Origin of the sequence: Flavobacterium luteolum (assembly GCF_027111275.1) — a bacterium.
Taxonomy (GTDB): Bacteria; Bacteroidota; Bacteroidia; order Flavobacteriales; family Flavobacteriaceae; genus Flavobacterium; species Flavobacterium luteolum.
The window spans coordinates 2,694,810-2,711,783 of record NZ_CP114286.1 but is presented as its reverse complement, the minus strand read 5'-3'; the positions used below and the strand labels follow the sequence as shown (position 1 = coordinate 2,711,783).

Here is a 16,974-nt window from a genome sequence, read left to right as displayed (position 1 = left end):
TTGTAATGTCAAAAGACAACAACAAATAACAACTTTAAAAATTAAATAAAATGACACGATTAACAGCTTTAAACCCAGAAGAAGTAACAGGAAAAACTAAAGATTTATTCAACGCAGTTCAGGCAAAATTAGGCGTTGTACCAAACATGATGAGAACAATGGGAAATTCTCCAGCAGTTCTTGAAGGATATTTAAACTTAAGCGGAGCTTTGAGCCATGGAAAATTAAGCGCAAAAACAGGCGAATTAATTGCTTTAGCAGTTTCAGAAAGCAACTCTTGCGATTACTGTTTAGCAGCGCATACTTTTATTGGAGAGAAATTAGTAAAAGCAGATCCAACAGTTTTAAAAGCAGCAAGATCAGGAAATTCTGCTGACGCGAAAACAGAAGCGATTTTACAATTGGCAAAAACATTAATCAGCAAAGGCGGATTGGTAAATGATGAAGATGTAAATAAAGCCAAAAATGCGGGAGTATCTGACGCTGAAATTGCAGAAACTATTGGTCATGTAGCATTAAACGTTTTAACAAACTACTTTAATAATGTAGCAAATACGGAAATTGACTTCCCTACAGTTTAATCAAAATCTACATATTCACTATAACAAAAAACAATTTATAAAGATAGCTGCGGATTTATTTCATGGCTATCTTTATACTTTCAAAAAACAAAACAATTTATGAGTTCTCAAAATGTTTTTACTTTAATCAATCCGCAGAATGGGAATTTGGCTTTTAAAATTCTTCCATTTAGCGACAACAGCCATTTTGATCATTTGCAGCGAAACAATTATTACTCTTTAATTTGGGTAAACAAAGGAAAAGGCAAAGTAAAAGCAGATTTTGCTGAACATCATTTTGAAGAAAACTCACTACTCGCCTTTTCTCCGTATCAGCCTTTCATGCTTTGCGTAAACGAACCAATTGAAGGAATAGCCATTCATTTTCATCCTGACTTTTACTGCATTCACATGCATCAAAAAGAAGTCTCCTGCAATGGCGTTTTATTCAATAATATTTACCAGCCTCCGTATGTTCAGGTTACGGAACAAGCTTCGCAAACTTTTAATATGGTTATTGATCAGATGAAAGCAGAAATTCAAAATGCTGAATTGGCACAATTTGAATTGCTAATTTCGTATTTGAAAATATTTCTGATTACCGCTTCAAGATTAAAAACAGAACAATTAGAAGAAATGAAATCAGTTCCAGATTCAAAAGAACCTATAATTCTACAAAATTTGAAAGATGCGATTGAATTGAATTTTAAAACTAAACACTCAGCTGGAAATTATGCCGAATTATTAAATATTTCTCCGAAAGCATTGGCAAAATTGTCTAAGAATTATTTCAACAAAACCTTAACCGATTTAATTTCGGAAAGAATCATTATTGAAGCTAAAAGAGAATTGTACCTGACCAACAAAACTGTAAAAGAAATTGCCTACGAGTTAGGTTATGACGACGAACATTATTTCAGCCGTTTCTTTAAAACTAATGCTGATGTTTCACCCCAAATTTATCGCGAAACTGTGGGATTCGGTAAAGCGGAAGCTTAATTTTTATTCTTCGCTTCAATCCATTTTGACATGTACATTGTGCTTTTAAAAGCATGATGCTGCAACAAATTCCCCATAAAATTATGAAGACGATGGCTTTTTGAATCAACCAAAAGTGAATTTATCAATGAAATCAATTTATCTGAATAATCACTTTTTTGATAACATTTATTAATGATCTCGATTCCGTTTTTTTGTGATTGTTTCCAAAGATTTTCATTCTGGTAAAGCTCAATCGCTTGTTTAGCAAATTCAGCTGGATCATCTTCAATAAAACCATTCCAAGGCAAATTTTCATGCATGGCTTCGGAACCTATTGAAGTGGTTATACTTGGCGTTCCGCACTGCATAGCTTCTAATAATTTTCCTTTTAATCCTGCTCCAAACCGAATTGGCGCTAAAACCACTTTTGTATTTTTTACTATTTCGTTGGCATCTTCTGCCCTTCCCATAATGTAAAAACCATTTTTAGGCTGATGCAACTGCAATACTTTCTGCGAAGGATAAGCACCATAAACCTTCAAAACCGCTTCTGGAAAATCTTTTTTTATAGAAGGCCAAATTGCTTCTTTCAAATATTGAACGGTATTCCAATTTGGTTCATGAAGAAAATTTCCAATAAAAACAAAATCACTTCGGTTTTCAAAAGAAGGCAATTCTAACAAATCTTCTTCTTTCATTTCATCAACCAAAAAGGGAAGATAAAAAAGTAAATCTTGATTAATTTTAAAAATATCTTTCAGAATATTCATTTCAAACTCTGAAATAATCAAAGATAAATCACATCTTAAAATACTGGCAATTTCACGTTTTGCCACTTCCTCAGACAACAAATCATGAATTTCAAAATTTCGTTTTTCTTTAAAGGCTTTTTGTCTTGCAGTTCTCAAGCAATGCAAATCTTCAGTATCTAGAATCCTAATTGCTTGCGGACACTTTTCAATTACTCTCCATCCAAATTGTTCTTCGACCATAAAGCGATCAAACAAGACAACATCTGGATTTAGTTCGGCTACAAAATCATCAAAACTTGAAGAATTAAGTTCGACGCTTTTTTTCATTACTCCAAATTCAGACAAATCAACCATAAAATTGCTGTCCTGAGCCGCACTTGCAAATGTAATTTCAAATCCATTTTCTTTGAAAATAGAAATCAATTGCATCATTCTTCCGCCTGCTGCAGAAGACTTTGGCTCGGGCCAAACAAACCCAATAATTAAAAGTTTTTTGATTTGATTCATAATCTTTGTTTCATATTACAAAATAATGTTTTTTTCCGCGGATTTGCACCCAACTTCCAGATATTCGGACGTAAAAAATCACTAATTTTGCAAAATCTAAATGCTGGGAAATTATGTTGGGATTAAAATTAGCTACAGACCCTCGCTGGGTAAATATCGTTGAGTCAAATATCGAAGAAATTTTAACGGATCACGCTTGGTGCGAACAAAAAGCGGCTTCAAATGCGATTAGTATCGTTACTTACAATTCTGAAATTGAAGAATTGGTAACCGAAATGCTAGAAATTGCCAGAGAAGAACTGGAACATTTTCAGATGGTTCACAACATTATAAAGCAGCGCGGACTTACTTTAGGACGTGAACGAAAAGATCATTATGTAAATGAGCTTTTTAAATTCATGAAAAAAGACGGAAGCCGAAGAGATGCTCTGTGCGACCGATTATTATTCTCTGCAATGATTGAGGCCAGAAGCTGCGAACGTTTTAAAGTGCTTTCGGAGAATATTAAAGATGAAGAATTAGCTAAATTCTACCGAGATTTAATGATTTCTGAAGCAGGACATTATACTACTTTTTTAGGATTTGCCAGAAAATATCAAGATAACATCGACATTGATAAACGCTGGAAAGAATGGATTGAATATGAAGGTTCTATTATTACCAATTATGGTAAAAATGAAACCGTTCACGGATAAATTACGCTCTTTTTTCAACTCTATTTTTTTTATTTAAAAAACCAAAATTCGTTATGCAAAAAAGTAAATCGAGATCAATCGTTTTTAAAATTGCGAAGTATACCGGAATAACTTTCACAGTTATTATAGCATTACTATTTTTAACGCCTATCGTCTTTGAGGACCAGATTAAAGAACAAATAAAGAAAACAGCCAACGAAAGATTAAGCGCAGAACTGAATTATTCTGATGTTTCGGTATCATTCTTCCACCATTTCCCCTCACTCACTTTAACCTTAGACAACTTAAGCCTTAATGGCTCAGCTCCATATACAAAAGAAAAATTCATAACCGCAAAAGAGGTTTCTTTTGGAATAAATGTGGCGAGTCTAATTTTCAGCAAATCGGTAAAAATTGATCAGATTTATTTATCGGATTCTTTTATAAATGTAAAAGTTAATGCAAACGGAGAAGCGAATTACAACATTTACAAATCGCAAGAACAAGCTTCTAAAGCCAAAGACAGCAGTGATACCGCGCTTAAACTGGAACGAATTGAAATTTTAAACAGCAAAATTGTTTATGATGATAAGTCTACTAAAGTCCATTTTGACGCATACGGATTTAACTATTTAGGAAAAGGAGATTTAAACAAAGCCGTTTTTGATTTATATTCTAAAGCAAACATCGAAAAATTAAATATTGTTTATGAAGATGAACCTTATTTAATGAATAAAAAGGTTGATGCAGATTTAATTACAAAAGTAAACATCAATTCACTTTCTTTCTTTTTCCAGCAGAACAATCTAAAAATCAACCAGCTACTAGTCGATTTTAAAGGGAAATTTGATTTTTTGAAAGATGGCTATAATATGGATTTTGTCATTAAATCTGAAAACAGTAAGCTGTATGATGTTTTTACAGCGTTACCTCCAAAATATATTACTTGGCTCTCTAAAACCGAATTAAAAGGAAACACAAATCTGCTGCTGACTTTAAAAGGAAAGTATATTACTTCTGAAAATATAGCACCCGATCTAGATTTGGATGTAAAAGTAACTGATGGTTTTGTCAATTATAACAAAAGCGCATTTCCGGTTTCAAACTTAAATTTAGATGTTAAAACAACTGTTCCTTCTCTAAACCCAGATTTGGTAATTGTTGACGCAAAAAACTTATCGCTAAATATCAATCAGGATTATTTAAAATCGAAATTTTTGGTCAAAGGTGTAAACACACCAGATATTAATGCTGATTTCAAGGCCAAAATCGATCTTGAGAAACTACTTAAAGCGCTTGGAATTCCGGATATTGAACTGAAAGGAACTTTGACTGGCGACGTAAAAACAAACGGAATATTTGACCAAAAGAACAAGCGTTTTCCTGTTACAAACGGAGTTCTTAATTTGGAAAATGGATATTTAAAAACTCCATATTATCCAAATCCGATTACTGACATTACGATTAAATCGAAAATCGAAAACCAGAAAGGAACATTTGCTGACCTGAAAGTAAATTTACAGCCAACGCAATTTACTTTTGAAGGAAAACCTGTTTTTGTACAAGCCGATTTAAGCAATTTTGACGATTTGAGTTATGACGTAAAGGCTAAAGGCGAATTGGATATTAGCAGAATTTATAAAGTCTTTTCACAAAAAGGTCTTGATTTAGATGGTTTTGTAAAAGCCGATTTAGTCTTAAAAGGAAAACAAAGTGATGCCGAAAAAGGAAATTACAGCAAACTAAATAACAAAGGAACGCTTGAGTTAAGAAATATTGGAATAGCTTCTGAATATCTTCCGAAAAAATTCATCATTAAGGAAGGAATTTTTAAAATCAATCAGGATAAAATGTCTTTCAATAATTTCCTAGCCGCATACGGACAGTCTGATTTTAAAATGAATGGATATTTACAGAATGTCATCAATTATGTTACCACAAATACAGGCGTTTTAAAAGGCTCTTTTAAAGTTACTTCTCGATATATCAATGTAGACGAATTCATGTCAAGCGTTGATCCAAACACACCAGTAACGCAGAGTTCTGCTCCTAAAACCGAAACGAAACCATCTGAAAACACTCAGACTGGTGTTATAATTATTCCAACCAATTTAAATTTACAATTATTTGCCAACGCTCAAAAAGTATATTTTGACAAATTAAATCTTCAAAATGCAACTGGAAATTTATCTATGAAAAATGGCAAATTAACCATGCAAAATACTGGTTTTAATTTAATTGGATGCAACGTTTCCATGAATGCCAATTACCAAGCTGTAACGCCACAAAAAGCTAATTTTGATTACACTATAAAAGCTACAGATTTTGACATTAAGAGAGCTTATAATGAGATTGAAGTTTTCAGAAAAATGGCAAGCGCCGCAGAGAAAGCACAAGGAATTGTTTCTTTAGATTATCAATTAAAAGGCCGTTTAAACGGAAATATGGATCCTGTTTATCCTTCGCTTATTGGAGGCGGAACACTTTCTGTAAAAGATGTAAAAGTGAGAGGTCTGAAAATGTTTAATGCTGTAAGCAAACAAACCAATTCTGAATCGATGAAAAACCCAGATCTTTCGAAAGTAGACATTAAAACAACCGTTAAAAACAATATCATAACTGTAGAGCGCTTTAAATTTAAGTTTGCAGGCTTTAGACCAAGAATTGAAGGAACAACAAGCCTAGATGGAAAATTAAACCTAAAAATGCGTTTAGGACTTCCTCCTTTTGGTATTTTCGGAATTCCATTAACTGTTACGGGAACACAAGATAACCCTAAAGTTAAAGTAGGCAAGAAAACGGAAGATTTGGAAGAAACCAAAGATACCGAATAAATAAAACTCTAATTCTGGAAATTCCAAATTCCAATTTTCACTATAGGCCTTTGTTAAAGATTTAAACTTTGACAAAGGTTTTTTCCTTTACAGAAAATTAAAGCATAAATATTTGTTTCGAAACATATAAAATTCCTTTACCCATAATCCATAACAGCAAGGCTAAACCGAGCAATTTCCAAGCCCAGCCTTTTCCTCTTTTCCAATCTGAGAAAAAAGAAAAAGCTTCCATATACTTTACTATTACAAATAAGGTTGATCCTATAATCGCAAACCAAATAACTTCGTTTAACTGAAAATAAAACCCATACATAAAAACTGCGCTAAGAAAAAGAAACGTTACAAATTGTATAAAATAATAGTTTCTTAAACTGTGTTTATGATTCATTTTTAATGACAAAATTAAAAATGACAGAATCAATAAACTTAGTAGGGCCGAGATAATATTACTAAAAATAAGATTTTCTTGCAGTACAAATAGTATTGTGACAACAATCGCAACAACAGTGCATGCAGCCAGAGAATTAACGCTTCTCTCTCTATTATTTTCTTTATAAAAAGGAAATAAAACAGGATAAATATACTTTTCTAATGAACGCCAGAAAGGCAAAGCATAAACCGCTGCGATTCCTGACAAAACCACTTCGTAGTTATAAAAAGCATCGGTAGGAACTTTATACAATACATATAAAATAGCAATCGTAACTACAAAAGCTGGAAAACAAATTGTTTTTACGGTTTCCCAAGAATCTTTACCCCAAAAGTTATTTTCTATTTCATAAACATATCTCTTAATCCAATATTCTTTTGTAAATAAAGCCGTAGACTGGCTCCATAATAAAAACAAGCCTAAATGTATTACTACAGTTCGTAGCACAAATTCCTCAATAATACAGCCACAAATTACACAAGCTATTCCAACTAAAAGCAATTCAATAGTCAGTAAAACTGGCGAAAACAAAATCTTTAATACCGGAGCAATATGACGAATTAAAAACTGAATGAGCAGACTCCAATACCTTTTAAACAGAGCAACAATAGCACATATAGCTATAAATGCAGAAAGATAAAACATCCAATTGGTCAGCAATTTTGTTTGCATCCACAATTGCACCGTAGAATCTTTTTGCGGTGCATATACAATATCTGAATTTAGAAAAACTTCCTTTGCTAATTCGTCTCTCAGATTATCACTTAAACTAGGAAATTCATTATTATGCGCATTCCAAAACTGATCTGTATTGAAACCATTATTTTTTATAACTTCAAATTCATACAAAACATTTTTCTGCTTACCATTTAGTACACTCAAATGAATGGCAATACTATCTGACACAACTTTACCATAAGTGCTTATACAGAACAAAAGGGCAAATAAGACTATTTTTTTCAACTTATAAGATTTAAAGAATTGAAGATATCTAATTATCCTCAGTCTTGCAAATACAAATTTTAACTAAACCGTCTTAAGCTAAAAACAAAAAACCCGATCTTTTCAGAACGGGTTTTTTATAAAAAGTAATCTATGATTATTATGCCTCGAATGGAATAATAGATACATAAGATTTGTTATCTCTTTTCTTTTGGAACTTAACAACTCCAGCAACTCTTGCGTGAAGAGTGTGATCTTTACTAATGTAAACGTTTTCACCTGGATTGTGTTTTGAACCTCTTTGTCTAACGATGATGTTTCCAGCAATAGCAGCTTGACCACCATAAATCTTAACGCCTAAACGTTTTGATTCTGATTCTCTACCATTCTTCGAACTACCGACACCTTTCTTGTGAGCCATGACGTATGAGTTTAAATATTGTTATTATTCTTTAGTAGTCTCTTTTTTTGCTTTTGGAGCTGCTTTTTTTGCTTTTGGAGCTGCTTCTACTTCTTCAGTAGCTGCTGCATCTTCTGCTACAACCGCTTTTTTAGCTGCTGCTTTTTTTGTTCCTCCTGCTGCAGTAATACCTTCAATTACAATTTGAGTAAGATATTGTCTGTGACCATTTCTTTTTTTGTATCCTTTTCTTCTTTTCTTTTTGAAAACGATAACTTTATCTCCTTTTAAGTGTTGTAACACTTTAGCTTCTACTGAAGCACCTTCTATAGCTGGGGCGCCTAAAGTTACATTTCCATTATCATCTAATAAAAGAACTTTGTCAAAAGAAACTTTTGAACCTTCTTCATTAGCTAAACGGTGAACATAAACCTTTAAGTCTTTGCTTACTTTAAATTGTTGCCCTGCTATCTCTACGATTGCATACATATCAAATTGATTTATTGAATTTTAAGGTTGCAAATATACAACTAATAATTTACTATGCAACCTATAAAAGCAAAAATATTTCTACCTGAAAAAACGTTGTTTTTCAAGCAGTTCTGCATATAAAACAAAATTAATTTAAAGTAAAAGATTGTTAAAATAGTGTTTATTTAAAAACAATTCTGTAATACATAACTAAAAAAAACTATTTTTGATGTAACCAAAATCAACTCTTGTCGACCTACTCTTGTTGATATTTTAAAATTATTAATCTTTATGAAAAAATCAATAATGATGTTAAGTGCTGCATTAATGCTTGGCGGAGTGGCTCATGCCCAAAAAGTAGCTTTTGAAGAATACGATTTAGACAACGGACTGCATGTCATTTTACACAATGATCCATCTGCTCCAGTTGTTATCACTTCAGTAATGTACCATGTTGGATCAAAAGATGAACGCCCCGACCGAACAGGTTTTGCACACTTCTTTGAGCATTTATTATTTGAAGGAACCCAAAATATAAAACGTGGGGAATGGATGAAAATCGTTACTGCAAATGGAGGAGTTAACAATGCAAACACATCTGATGACAGAACGTATTATTATGAAGTTTTTCCTTCTAACAGTCTAGAGCTTGGTTTATGGATGGAATCTGAAAGATTAATGCATCCTATTATTAATAAGGTGGGTGTCGACACACAAAACGAAGTTGTAAAAGAAGAGAAAAGAATGCGTTACGATAATCAGCCGTACGGAAATATTCTGGCAGAGGTTAAGAAAAACATGTTCAAAAACCACCCTTACAGATGGACAACTATTGGTTCTATGAAAGATTTGGACGCCGCAACTCTTGAAGAATTTCAGGCATTCAATAAAAAATTCTATACACCAAACAATGCTGTTCTGGTTGTTGCTGGGGATTTCGAAAAAGCAAAAACAAAAGAATGGATTCAGAAATATTTTGGACCAATTCCAAAAGGTGAAGAAGTTAAAAAACAAACTTTTACAGAAGAGCCAATCACACAAACCATTAAAGCTACTTATGAAGATCCGAACATTCAGATTCCAATGATCGTTGCTTCATACAGAACACCTTCAATGAAAACTAGAGACGCCAGAGTTTTAGACCTAATTTCATCTTATTTAAGTGATGGAAAAAGCTCTAAGCTTTACAAAAAAATAGTTGACGACAAAAAAATGGCGCTACAAATTGGCGCTGTAGGATTTAGCCAAGAAGATTACGGAACGTATATTCTTTACGGTCTGCCAATGGCTCCATACACCATTGATGATATTTTAAAAGAAATAGATGAAGAAATTGTAAAAATTCAAACTGATCTTATTTCTGAAAAAGATTATGAAAAATTACAAAACAAATTCGATAACAATTACGTAAATGCCAATGCAAGCGTAGAGGGAATTGCAGAAAATCTGGCTTCATATTACCTTCTATATGGCGATGTCAATTTAATCAATACTGAAATTGACATCTATCATTCTATTACAAGAGAAGAAATCAGAGAAGTTGCTAAGAAGTATTTGAACCCGAATCAGCGTTTGATTTTAGATTATATTCCGACAGCCAAATCTCAAAACTAAGAATATCGAATCATGAAAAAAATATATACTTTTTTAATCCTTATTTTCCTAACTGGAATTATGCAAGCACAAGATCGTCCACAACCCAAACCAGGAAATGCCCCAGTAGTCAACATCAAAAAACCGCAGACCTTTGTTTTATCAAACGGAATGAAAGTTTTGGTTGTTGAAAACCACAAATTGCCTAGAGTGAGCTACACACTTACTTTGGATAATGCTCCATTTACTGAAGGCAATAAAAAAGGGGTTGACGAATTGACCAGCAGTCTGATTGGAAATGGAACAAAAAAAACAACTAAAGAAGCTTTTAACGAAGAAATTGATTTTTACGGAGCTAATATCAATTTTACTTCTCAAGGTGCTTATGCTAGTACATTATCAAAATATTCTGGACGTGTTTTAGAACTTTTGGCAGAAGGTGCTTTACAGCCAAATTTCACTCAAACAGAATTCGATAAAGAAAAAGCAAAACTTTTAGAAGGTTTAAAAGCCGATGAAAAAAGCGTTCCTGCCATTTCAAACAGAGTGGTTGATGTTTTAGCATTTGGAAAAAACCATCCTAACGGCGAATATCTTTCTGAAGAGACTGTAAAAAATGTTACGCTAACTGATGTTCAAAACAATTACAACACTTATTTTGTTCCAGAAAATGCCTATTTGGTAGTTATTGGCGACGTCAAATTTAAAGACGTAAAAACGGCTGTTGAAAAACTTTTCAGCGGATGGAAAAAACAAAGTGCTCCAAAAAACACTTATCCGAACCCTACAAATCCTTCAAATTTGCAGATTGATTTTGTAGATGTTCCAAACGCGGTTCAATCTGAAATCTCATTGGTAAATACTTTAAATTTAAAAATGAGCGATCCAGATTTTTTTCCAGCGGTTATTGCTAATCAAATTCTTGGAGGTGATTTCAACAGTTATTTAAACATGAATCTTCGTGAGCAGCACGCATGGACATACGGAGCTAACTCGAGTATTGGAAGCGGTAAATATGTAACTAAATTTAAAGCTTCTTCGGCTGTTAGAAATACAGTTACTGATAGTGCAGTTGTTCAGTTTGTAAAAGAAATTAAACGAATTAGAACCGAAAGAGTTGATCCAGAAGTCTTAAGAAACGTAAAAGCAGGTTATATAGGAAGATTTGTAATGCAGGTTGAAAAACCTCAAGCTGTTGCACGTTATGCACTAAACATTGAAACAGAAAAACTTCCTGCAGATTTCTACGAAAAATACATTCAAACCATCAATAATGTTACTGCTGACGATATTTATCGCGTTGCCAACAAATACTTTTTATTGGACAATATGCGTATTGTAATTGTCGGAAAAGGTTCTGATGTACTTCCTGGATTAGAAAAACTGCAGATTCCGATTTCATATTTCGACAAATATGGAAATCCAGTTGAAAAACCTTCTACAAAAAAAGAAGCACCAAAAGATATTAGTGCAAAAACAGTTTTCGAAAACTACATCAATGCCATTGGCGGAGAAAAAGCAGTTTCAGCCGTAAAAACATTATACATGAATGGCTCAACAACAATTCCGCAGGCTCCTACTCCATTAACTTTTACTTCTAAATTAGATTCAAAAGGAAAAATGATGGTTTCACTTTCTATGGGAACAATGAATTTAATGAAACAGGTAGTTAATGAAAAAGGCGCATATGTTGAACAACAAGGTCAGAGAAAAAACCTTGAAGGCGAAGATTTAGCCGAAATGAAAGCTAACGCAGCTCCATTTGAAGAACTGCAACTTGTAAAAAGAACTGATCTTAAAGTAGAAGGAATCGAACCAATCAATGGAAACGATGCTTATGTAATTAAAGATGGTAAAACAAAATATTATTACGATGTTAAATCAGGCCTAAAAACTGCCGAATCTAAAGTTCGCGAGCAAGGCGGAAAATCAGTGGAGCAAATCACTAATTTCAATGATTACAAAGAAGTAAAAGGTGTTAAAGTTCCTTTTAACTTAGTACAGAATGTTGGTTTTGAATTGGATATTAAAATGTCTGATATTAAAATTAACGAAGGAGTTTCTGAGAAAGATTTTCTTTAAGATGCTAAGGTTCTGAGATACTAAGCTTCTAAGTTGCTAAGGATTTAAAATTTTAAGGCTTTGTCAAAGTTCAAAACTTTGACAAAGCTTTTTTTATTTACTAAGTTTTGTTAGACTCAATGATTTGGTACTATTAAGGAAAAAGCCTCTCTTTTGTCAGGCTGAGCGAAGTCGAAGCCCTGTTCCAATTAGCGCACCCTTCGACTCCGCTCAGGGAGACATACGCATCAAATTACATTTCATCTTATTACAAGCAACATTTTACATTTAAGAAACTACTTCTTCGCCGACAAATAAACCCCAATCAAAATAATAAAAGCGCCCACAGATTGAATTGGTGTCAGGAATTCGTTATCTAACAATCCCCAGAAAAATGCTACGATCGGAATTAAATATGTTACTGATGTTGCAAAAACTGGTGACGACATTTGAATCAGTTTAAAGAAAAGAATATTGGCTATTCCGGTTCCTAAAATTCCTAGAATAGCAACAAAAAGTATAGAATGTTGCGTTTCTGCAAAATGTATTTTCTGACTAATATCGGTTGTACTTAAAATGATTAATGCTGGCAAAAGCAAAACCGCAAAATTTCCTGTTGTGATACTTACAGAATTTAAATCGTGAAGATATTTTTTAATCAGATTTACGTTGATCGCATAACTAAGTGTTGCTATAACCACCAATAAAACATAAAGATAATTTTGAGTTCCGCTTGCAGAATCGCCGCTTAAAACTAAAAGCAGACAGCCTACAAGTCCGACAAAAACCCCTAAAACTTGTCGTTTTTGAAACTGAATTCTAAAAGCTATAATTCCTAAAACTAAAGTATTTAAAGGTGTAAGCGAATTTAAAATTGCTACAATTGAGCTATTTACCTGAGTTTCTGCAATAGCAAAAAGATAGGCCGGCATAAAAGTCCCAAAAAGCGAAGTTATGGCAACAAATTTCCATTGACGGCGCGAAATCTTCTTTAGACTATTAAAACCTACAATCAGCAAAAAAAAAGCAGCAAAAATAATTCGGAACGATCCCACCTGAACAGCGCTTAAACCTATCAATCCTTTTTTTATCAGAATAAAAGAGCTTCCCCAAATAAGAGAAAGAATAGTCAAGTAAATCCACTTTAACTGTTTTGTTTCCATAAATTGCATTTTACTGCAAATTTGTAATTATTTTACGAACTAAGCATTCTCTTTTTATTAATTTTGCAAGAATCTTATTCGCAATTTTTAAATTTATATATAATGAAAATTTCAAAAATCTTATTCGCTGCAGCAATCGCTGGTTTAGTATTTGTTGGCTGTAAAAAAGCAGAAGACAAAAGTCTTGAAGTGGTAAATAAAGAAAAAAGTGCTCCAAAAGAACACAAACCAATCGCAGCTGAAAACCTTCAAACGGCAAGCTTTACAATTGACGGAATGACTTGCGCTGTTGGATGCGCTAAAACTATCGAAGAAGAATTAGCAAACCTTGATGGAGTTGAAAAAGCAACGGTTGATTTTGACAAAAAAACAGCAAAGGTAAGTTTTGATAAAACAATCCAAAATTCAGAATCTTTAACAAAAGTAGTTCAAGAAACTGGAGACGGAAAAACATATAAAGTTTCGAATTTTAAATCTTAAATTCGAAATTAATAAACTTAAAAAGGCGTTCAAATTTGAGCGCCTTTTTTAATTCATTTAATATTTCAACTTATAGATTACTTCTCTTTAAGTACTTTTTCTAAATAAGCATTTTTCTCTTTTTCCGATTCTAACAGACGCTCATATAGTTTTCTATTTTCATCTACAAGCTCTATCATTTTATCTAGCGGATTGAAAGTACAATGATTATTGAAAGTTCCTGCACTTTGATCAGTAAAAGTATTAAAGTAATTTATCATATTTTCTTCAGAAAAATTCTTAATTGCTTCCACAGTTACGCCAAGCGCTTTTGCTACTTCTTTGAGTTTATCATCATCAATAGTTTCACTGTTTTCCATAGCAGATATTGCTTGTTGATTAGTTCCTAAAGCCTGAGCCAATGCTTCCTGCTTCATATCTTTCAGTTCACGAATACGGCTTATTTTTCGCCCTATATGACTTGGTTTCGTTAATGTGCTCATAATTCAAAGGTAATGATTAGGAATAAAAAATAAAGCAATCCGTAAAAAACATCCTTATTTTGGTATGTTACAGATCCAGCCTATCAACTTTAAACAAAAATATAATTTTTCTTACATTTAAAACAAAAAAAGGATTCAAATTGAATCCTTCTATATTTTTATTTCCATTTTAATGTTTCCATCAAACGCTGCATATCGTTTTTAACATAACTCGCCGCAGGCATAATCGAATCAAAATTTGGTTTTGCATAAAAATACACCGAACCAATTAAAAAGTGTTTTGTACTGTCTGTAACGTAGAACTGAGAATTTGTCGCTGCATTTCCGTCTACTTGGTAAAACATTCCATATACTTTTTTTTGTGGATTTAAGTACGGCTGTTCCAAGATATCATCGGCTTTAATAACGTGCTCGTAAGTGAGTTTTTGAGCGTCACGTAGCAATTTATCAATATTGCCATTTACAGGCTTATAAGTCAAATAAATGGTCGCTTTCATCTTTGGATAGGTAATTGCAAAACCACATTCTTTTTCTCCTTTTATAATAGCATCCTCATTCATTTGAAAAGTAAACGGACAAGTGTTTTCAAAATTCACATATTTTGCTTCTGGATAATCTAATCGCAGATAACTTGCTGGTTTTGGCAAAACATCATTTTTACAGCTTATAACCGTTAGCGCAAGCAAAATTGCTGATATTGAAAGTATTTTATTAAGCATTTTAATTTATGGTTACTTTTATTTGTTTTACACGCTTTTTATCAACTGTTTCTACGGTGAAAATACAGTTTTCGAAAGGTATTTTTTGATCTTTTTTAGGGAAATTACCTAAAATCTCCAGAATAAATCCAGCTAATGTTTCGGCTTCACCTTTGTGGGCTTCAAAAACATCTTCGTCAACATCTACAATTCTGTAGAAATCTTTCAAGTTTATTTTTCCTTCAAAAAGAAAATTATTTTCATCTATTTGCGAGAAGTTCAGATTTTCATCATCAAATTCATCACTAATATCACCAACGATTTCCTCGATAACATCTTCTAAAGAAACCAATCCAGAAGTTCCTCCGTATTCATCAACCACAATTGCTAAATGGCTTTTTAAACTTTGAAAATCCTTTAATAGATTATCTAACTTTTTATTCTCAGGAACAAAGAAAGCTTCTCTAATTAAAGAAGTCCAATCAAATTCTTCTTTATCAATATAAGGCAATAAATCTTTTACGAAAAGCACACCTTCAATCTGATCAATATTATCTCGATAAACCGGAATTCTCGAAAAACCTGTTTCTATTATTTTAGGATAAATTTCTTGAAATGTTTCTGATATTTCCAATGCAAAAATATCAATTCTTGGACTCATTACCTGCTTTGTATCTGTATTTCCAAAAGAAACAATTCCTTCCAAAATCTTTTGCTCTTCTGTTGAAGTTCCTTCCGAATCTGTAAGCTCCAATGCCTGAGAAAGTTGATTGACAGAAAAATTGCTTTTTTGCTTTCCTAATTTATTTTGAAAATATATTGTAACAGCACGCATTGGCAAACTGATCGGAGTAAGCACTTTATCTAAAAAAGCCAATGGATAAGCAACACGTTTGGCAAAACGAACACTATTTCTGCTTGCATAAACTTTAGGAAGCACTTCGCCAAATAGTAAAATAAGGAAAGTGACCAAGATTACTTCGAGCGTAAATTTAAAAGCTGGAGAACTAACATTGGAAAAAATATTCTGTCCTAAATAAGCAAATAGAATTACTACACCAATATTAAAGAAGTTATTGGCTACCAATAAAGTCGCGAGAAGCTTTTTAGGCTTTTCTAATAAATTTGAAATAATTTTTCCTTTTGCAAGATTATCGTTTAAAGTCTCATCGATGTCTTGCTGTGATAACGAAAAAAGAGCAACTTCAGCTCCTGAAACAATTGCTGAAAGAAATAACAATATAAAAATTCCGACGAAACCAATAATTAGATTGGCGTCAAGATTGGTAGAAAAAAGTAAACTGGGCTCTGGGTCCAAATTGCATAAAATTAGTTAGACATCTATTAGAAAGGCAGATCATTAATCGGAAGCCCTTCATTAGCAGCATCAAAGTTAGTATTTTTTGCTGACTCCACATCTTGGTTTTGTTTTGTATATGCAGTTTCTTTTTTGGTAGTCAGAAAAGTAAACTCTGTAACCTGAATTTCTGTAGTATATTTTGTCGTTCCATCTTCCGTCTGCCACTGACGAGATTTTATTCTTCCTTCGACATAAATTTTATCTCCTTTAGAAAGATATTTTTCGCAAATTTCTGCGGCTTTATTACGCACAACCAAATTATGCCATTCTGTCGAAGTAATCTTTTCATTGGTCGTTTTATTGATATACACCTCATTGGTAGCCAATTGAAAACGTCCGATGCAGTTTCCTCCATCAAAATAATGCATCTTTACATCATCGCCTAAATGGCCAATAAGCATCACTTTATTTAATGTTCCGTTCATAGTTTTTGGTGGTATTTCTCCCAAAGATACATTTTTTTAGCAATTTATTTCTTGCTTTTCTTAATTTATATATCCAGATTTTTATTTTACTATATACTCTATATTTCCTGGCCTAATTAACTAATAATTTACTTTTGATAAATTATTCCGTCCATTTATGT

At 32.7% G+C, this 16,974-nt stretch carries 16 protein-coding genes; 7 read left to right on the top strand and 9 right to left on the bottom strand.

Features of this window, described 5'->3' with window-relative positions; genetic code table 11:
- The first annotated feature begins 50 nt into the window (after window positions 1-50).
- Both OZP10_RS11640 and OZP10_RS11635 read left to right on the top strand, forming a co-directional pair.
- Window positions 51-581: a carboxymuconolactone decarboxylase family protein gene (locus OZP10_RS11640; protein WP_281631064.1), complete on the top strand. Its 531-nt coding sequence runs from the start codon at window positions 51-53 to the stop codon at window positions 579-581.
- Window positions 582-680: 99 nt separating this feature from the next.
- Window positions 681-1,559, top strand: coding sequence for a helix-turn-helix domain-containing protein (locus OZP10_RS11635; protein ID WP_281631063.1), 879 nt, complete (start codon window positions 681-683; stop codon window positions 1,557-1,559).
- On the opposite strand, the gene OZP10_RS11630 is transcribed toward OZP10_RS11635, so the two are convergent.
- Window positions 1,556-2,800, bottom strand: coding sequence for a glycosyltransferase family 4 protein (locus OZP10_RS11630; RefSeq protein WP_281631062.1), 1,245 nt, complete (start codon window positions 2,798-2,800; stop codon window positions 1,556-1,558). The two genes, OZP10_RS11635 and OZP10_RS11630, sit on opposite strands and share 4 nt — an antisense overlap.
- Window positions 2,801-2,913: 113 nt before the next feature.
- On the opposite strand from OZP10_RS11630, the gene OZP10_RS11625 reads away from it, so the two are divergent.
- A complete protein-coding gene (locus OZP10_RS11625) occupies window positions 2,914-3,495 on the top strand; it encodes a MiaE family protein (RefSeq protein WP_132990767.1) in 582 nt (193 codons plus the stop codon).
- Between the two features lie 53 nt (window positions 3,496-3,548).
- Window positions 3,549-6,308: an AsmA family protein gene (locus tag OZP10_RS11620; RefSeq protein WP_281631061.1), complete on the top strand. Its 2,760-nt coding sequence runs from the start codon at window positions 3,549-3,551 to the stop codon at window positions 6,306-6,308.
- Between the two features lie 97 nt (window positions 6,309-6,405).
- Here OZP10_RS11620 and OZP10_RS11615 read toward each other — a convergent pair whose 3' ends face one another.
- The 3 genes from OZP10_RS11615 to rplU form a co-directional block, all read right to left on the bottom strand.
- A complete protein-coding gene (locus tag OZP10_RS11615; protein ID WP_281631060.1) occupies window positions 6,406-7,701 on the bottom strand; it encodes a hypothetical protein in 1,296 nt (431 codons plus the stop codon).
- Between the two features lie 139 nt (window positions 7,702-7,840).
- Entirely contained in the window at window positions 7,841-8,101 is a 261-nt protein-coding gene (gene rpmA, locus OZP10_RS11610) for a 50S ribosomal protein L27 (protein ID WP_012023622.1), read from the bottom strand.
- 24 nt (window positions 8,102-8,125) lie between these two features.
- Complete coding sequence (gene rplU / locus OZP10_RS11605) at window positions 8,126-8,569, bottom strand: 50S ribosomal protein L21 (RefSeq protein WP_008466656.1); 444 nt, start codon at window positions 8,567-8,569, stop codon at window positions 8,126-8,128.
- Between the two features lie 273 nt (window positions 8,570-8,842).
- On the opposite strand from rplU, the gene OZP10_RS11600 reads away from it, so the two are divergent.
- Both OZP10_RS11600 and OZP10_RS11595 read left to right on the top strand, forming a co-directional pair.
- Complete coding sequence (locus tag OZP10_RS11600) at window positions 8,843-10,165, top strand: M16 family metallopeptidase (RefSeq protein WP_177211040.1); 1,323 nt, start codon at window positions 8,843-8,845, stop codon at window positions 10,163-10,165.
- A gap of 12 nt (window positions 10,166-10,177) precedes the next feature.
- Window positions 10,178-12,226 carry a M16 family metallopeptidase gene (locus OZP10_RS11595; protein WP_281631059.1) on the top strand — a complete coding sequence of 683 codons (2,049 nt, stop codon included), beginning with the start codon at window positions 10,178-10,180 and terminating at the stop codon, window positions 12,224-12,226.
- Between the two features lie 275 nt (window positions 12,227-12,501).
- On the opposite strand, the gene OZP10_RS11590 is transcribed toward OZP10_RS11595, so the two are convergent.
- On the bottom strand, window positions 12,502-13,368 hold the full coding sequence (locus OZP10_RS11590) for a DMT family transporter (protein ID WP_281631058.1): 867 nt from the start codon (window positions 13,366-13,368) through the stop codon (window positions 12,502-12,504).
- Between the two features lie 102 nt (window positions 13,369-13,470).
- On the opposite strand from OZP10_RS11590, the gene OZP10_RS11585 reads away from it, so the two are divergent.
- Window positions 13,471-13,848, top strand: coding sequence for a heavy-metal-associated domain-containing protein (locus OZP10_RS11585; RefSeq protein ID WP_281631057.1), 378 nt, complete (start codon window positions 13,471-13,473; stop codon window positions 13,846-13,848).
- Window positions 13,849-13,925: 77 nt separating this feature from the next.
- On the opposite strand, the gene OZP10_RS11580 is transcribed toward OZP10_RS11585, so the two are convergent.
- The 4 genes from OZP10_RS11580 to OZP10_RS11565 form a co-directional block, all read right to left on the bottom strand.
- Window positions 13,926-14,330, bottom strand: a complete 405-nt coding sequence (locus OZP10_RS11580) for a helix-turn-helix domain-containing protein (protein WP_281631056.1) — start codon at window positions 14,328-14,330, stop codon at window positions 13,926-13,928.
- A gap of 158 nt (window positions 14,331-14,488) precedes the next feature.
- Window positions 14,489-15,049 carry a gliding motility lipoprotein GldD gene (gene gldD, locus OZP10_RS11575; RefSeq protein ID WP_281631055.1) on the bottom strand — a complete coding sequence of 187 codons (561 nt, stop codon included), beginning with the start codon at window positions 15,047-15,049 and terminating at the stop codon, window positions 14,489-14,491.
- A gap of 1 nt (window position 15,050) precedes the next feature.
- A complete protein-coding gene (locus OZP10_RS11570) occupies window positions 15,051-16,346 on the bottom strand; it encodes a gliding motility-associated protein GldE (protein ID WP_281631054.1) in 1,296 nt (431 codons plus the stop codon).
- A 26-nt stretch (window positions 16,347-16,372) separates the two neighbouring features.
- Window positions 16,373-16,813 carry a single-stranded DNA-binding protein gene (locus OZP10_RS11565; protein ID WP_008466647.1) on the bottom strand — a complete coding sequence of 147 codons (441 nt, stop codon included), beginning with the start codon at window positions 16,811-16,813 and terminating at the stop codon, window positions 16,373-16,375.
- Window positions 16,814-16,974 lie beyond the last annotated feature (161 nt).

Bases quoted from the DNA above. Each gene is read 5' to 3' on its own strand.
- OZP10_RS11640 (WP_281631064.1), top strand. From the start codon at position 51: ATGACACGATTAACAGCTTTAAACCCAGAAGAAGTAACAGGAAAAACT.
- OZP10_RS11635 (WP_281631063.1), top strand. From the start codon at position 681: ATGAGTTCTCAAAATGTTTTTACTTTAATCAATCCGCAGAATGGGAAT.
- OZP10_RS11630 (WP_281631062.1), bottom strand. From the start codon at position 2,800: ATGAATCAAATCAAAAAACTTTTAATTATTGGGTTTGTTTGGCCCGAG.
- OZP10_RS11625 (WP_132990767.1), top strand. From the start codon at position 2,914: ATGTTGGGATTAAAATTAGCTACAGACCCTCGCTGGGTAAATATCGTT.
- OZP10_RS11620 (WP_281631061.1), top strand. From the start codon at position 3,549: ATGCAAAAAAGTAAATCGAGATCAATCGTTTTTAAAATTGCGAAGTAT.
- rpmA (WP_012023622.1), bottom strand. From the start codon at position 8,101: ATGGCTCACAAGAAAGGTGTCGGTAGTTCGAAGAATGGTAGAGAATCA.
- rplU (WP_008466656.1), bottom strand. From the start codon at position 8,569: ATGTATGCAATCGTAGAGATAGCAGGGCAACAATTTAAAGTAAGCAAA.
- OZP10_RS11600 (WP_177211040.1), top strand. From the start codon at position 8,843: ATGAAAAAATCAATAATGATGTTAAGTGCTGCATTAATGCTTGGCGGA.
- OZP10_RS11595 (WP_281631059.1), top strand. From the start codon at position 10,178: ATGAAAAAAATATATACTTTTTTAATCCTTATTTTCCTAACTGGAATT.
- OZP10_RS11590 (WP_281631058.1), bottom strand. From the start codon at position 13,368: ATGGAAACAAAACAGTTAAAGTGGATTTACTTGACTATTCTTTCTCTT.
- OZP10_RS11585 (WP_281631057.1), top strand. From the start codon at position 13,471: ATGAAAATTTCAAAAATCTTATTCGCTGCAGCAATCGCTGGTTTAGTA.
- OZP10_RS11580 (WP_281631056.1), bottom strand. From the start codon at position 14,330: ATGAGCACATTAACGAAACCAAGTCATATAGGGCGAAAAATAAGCCGT.
- gldD (WP_281631055.1), bottom strand. From the start codon at position 15,049: ATGCTTAATAAAATACTTTCAATATCAGCAATTTTGCTTGCGCTAACG.
- OZP10_RS11565 (WP_008466647.1), bottom strand. From the start codon at position 16,813: ATGAACGGAACATTAAATAAAGTGATGCTTATTGGCCATTTAGGCGAT.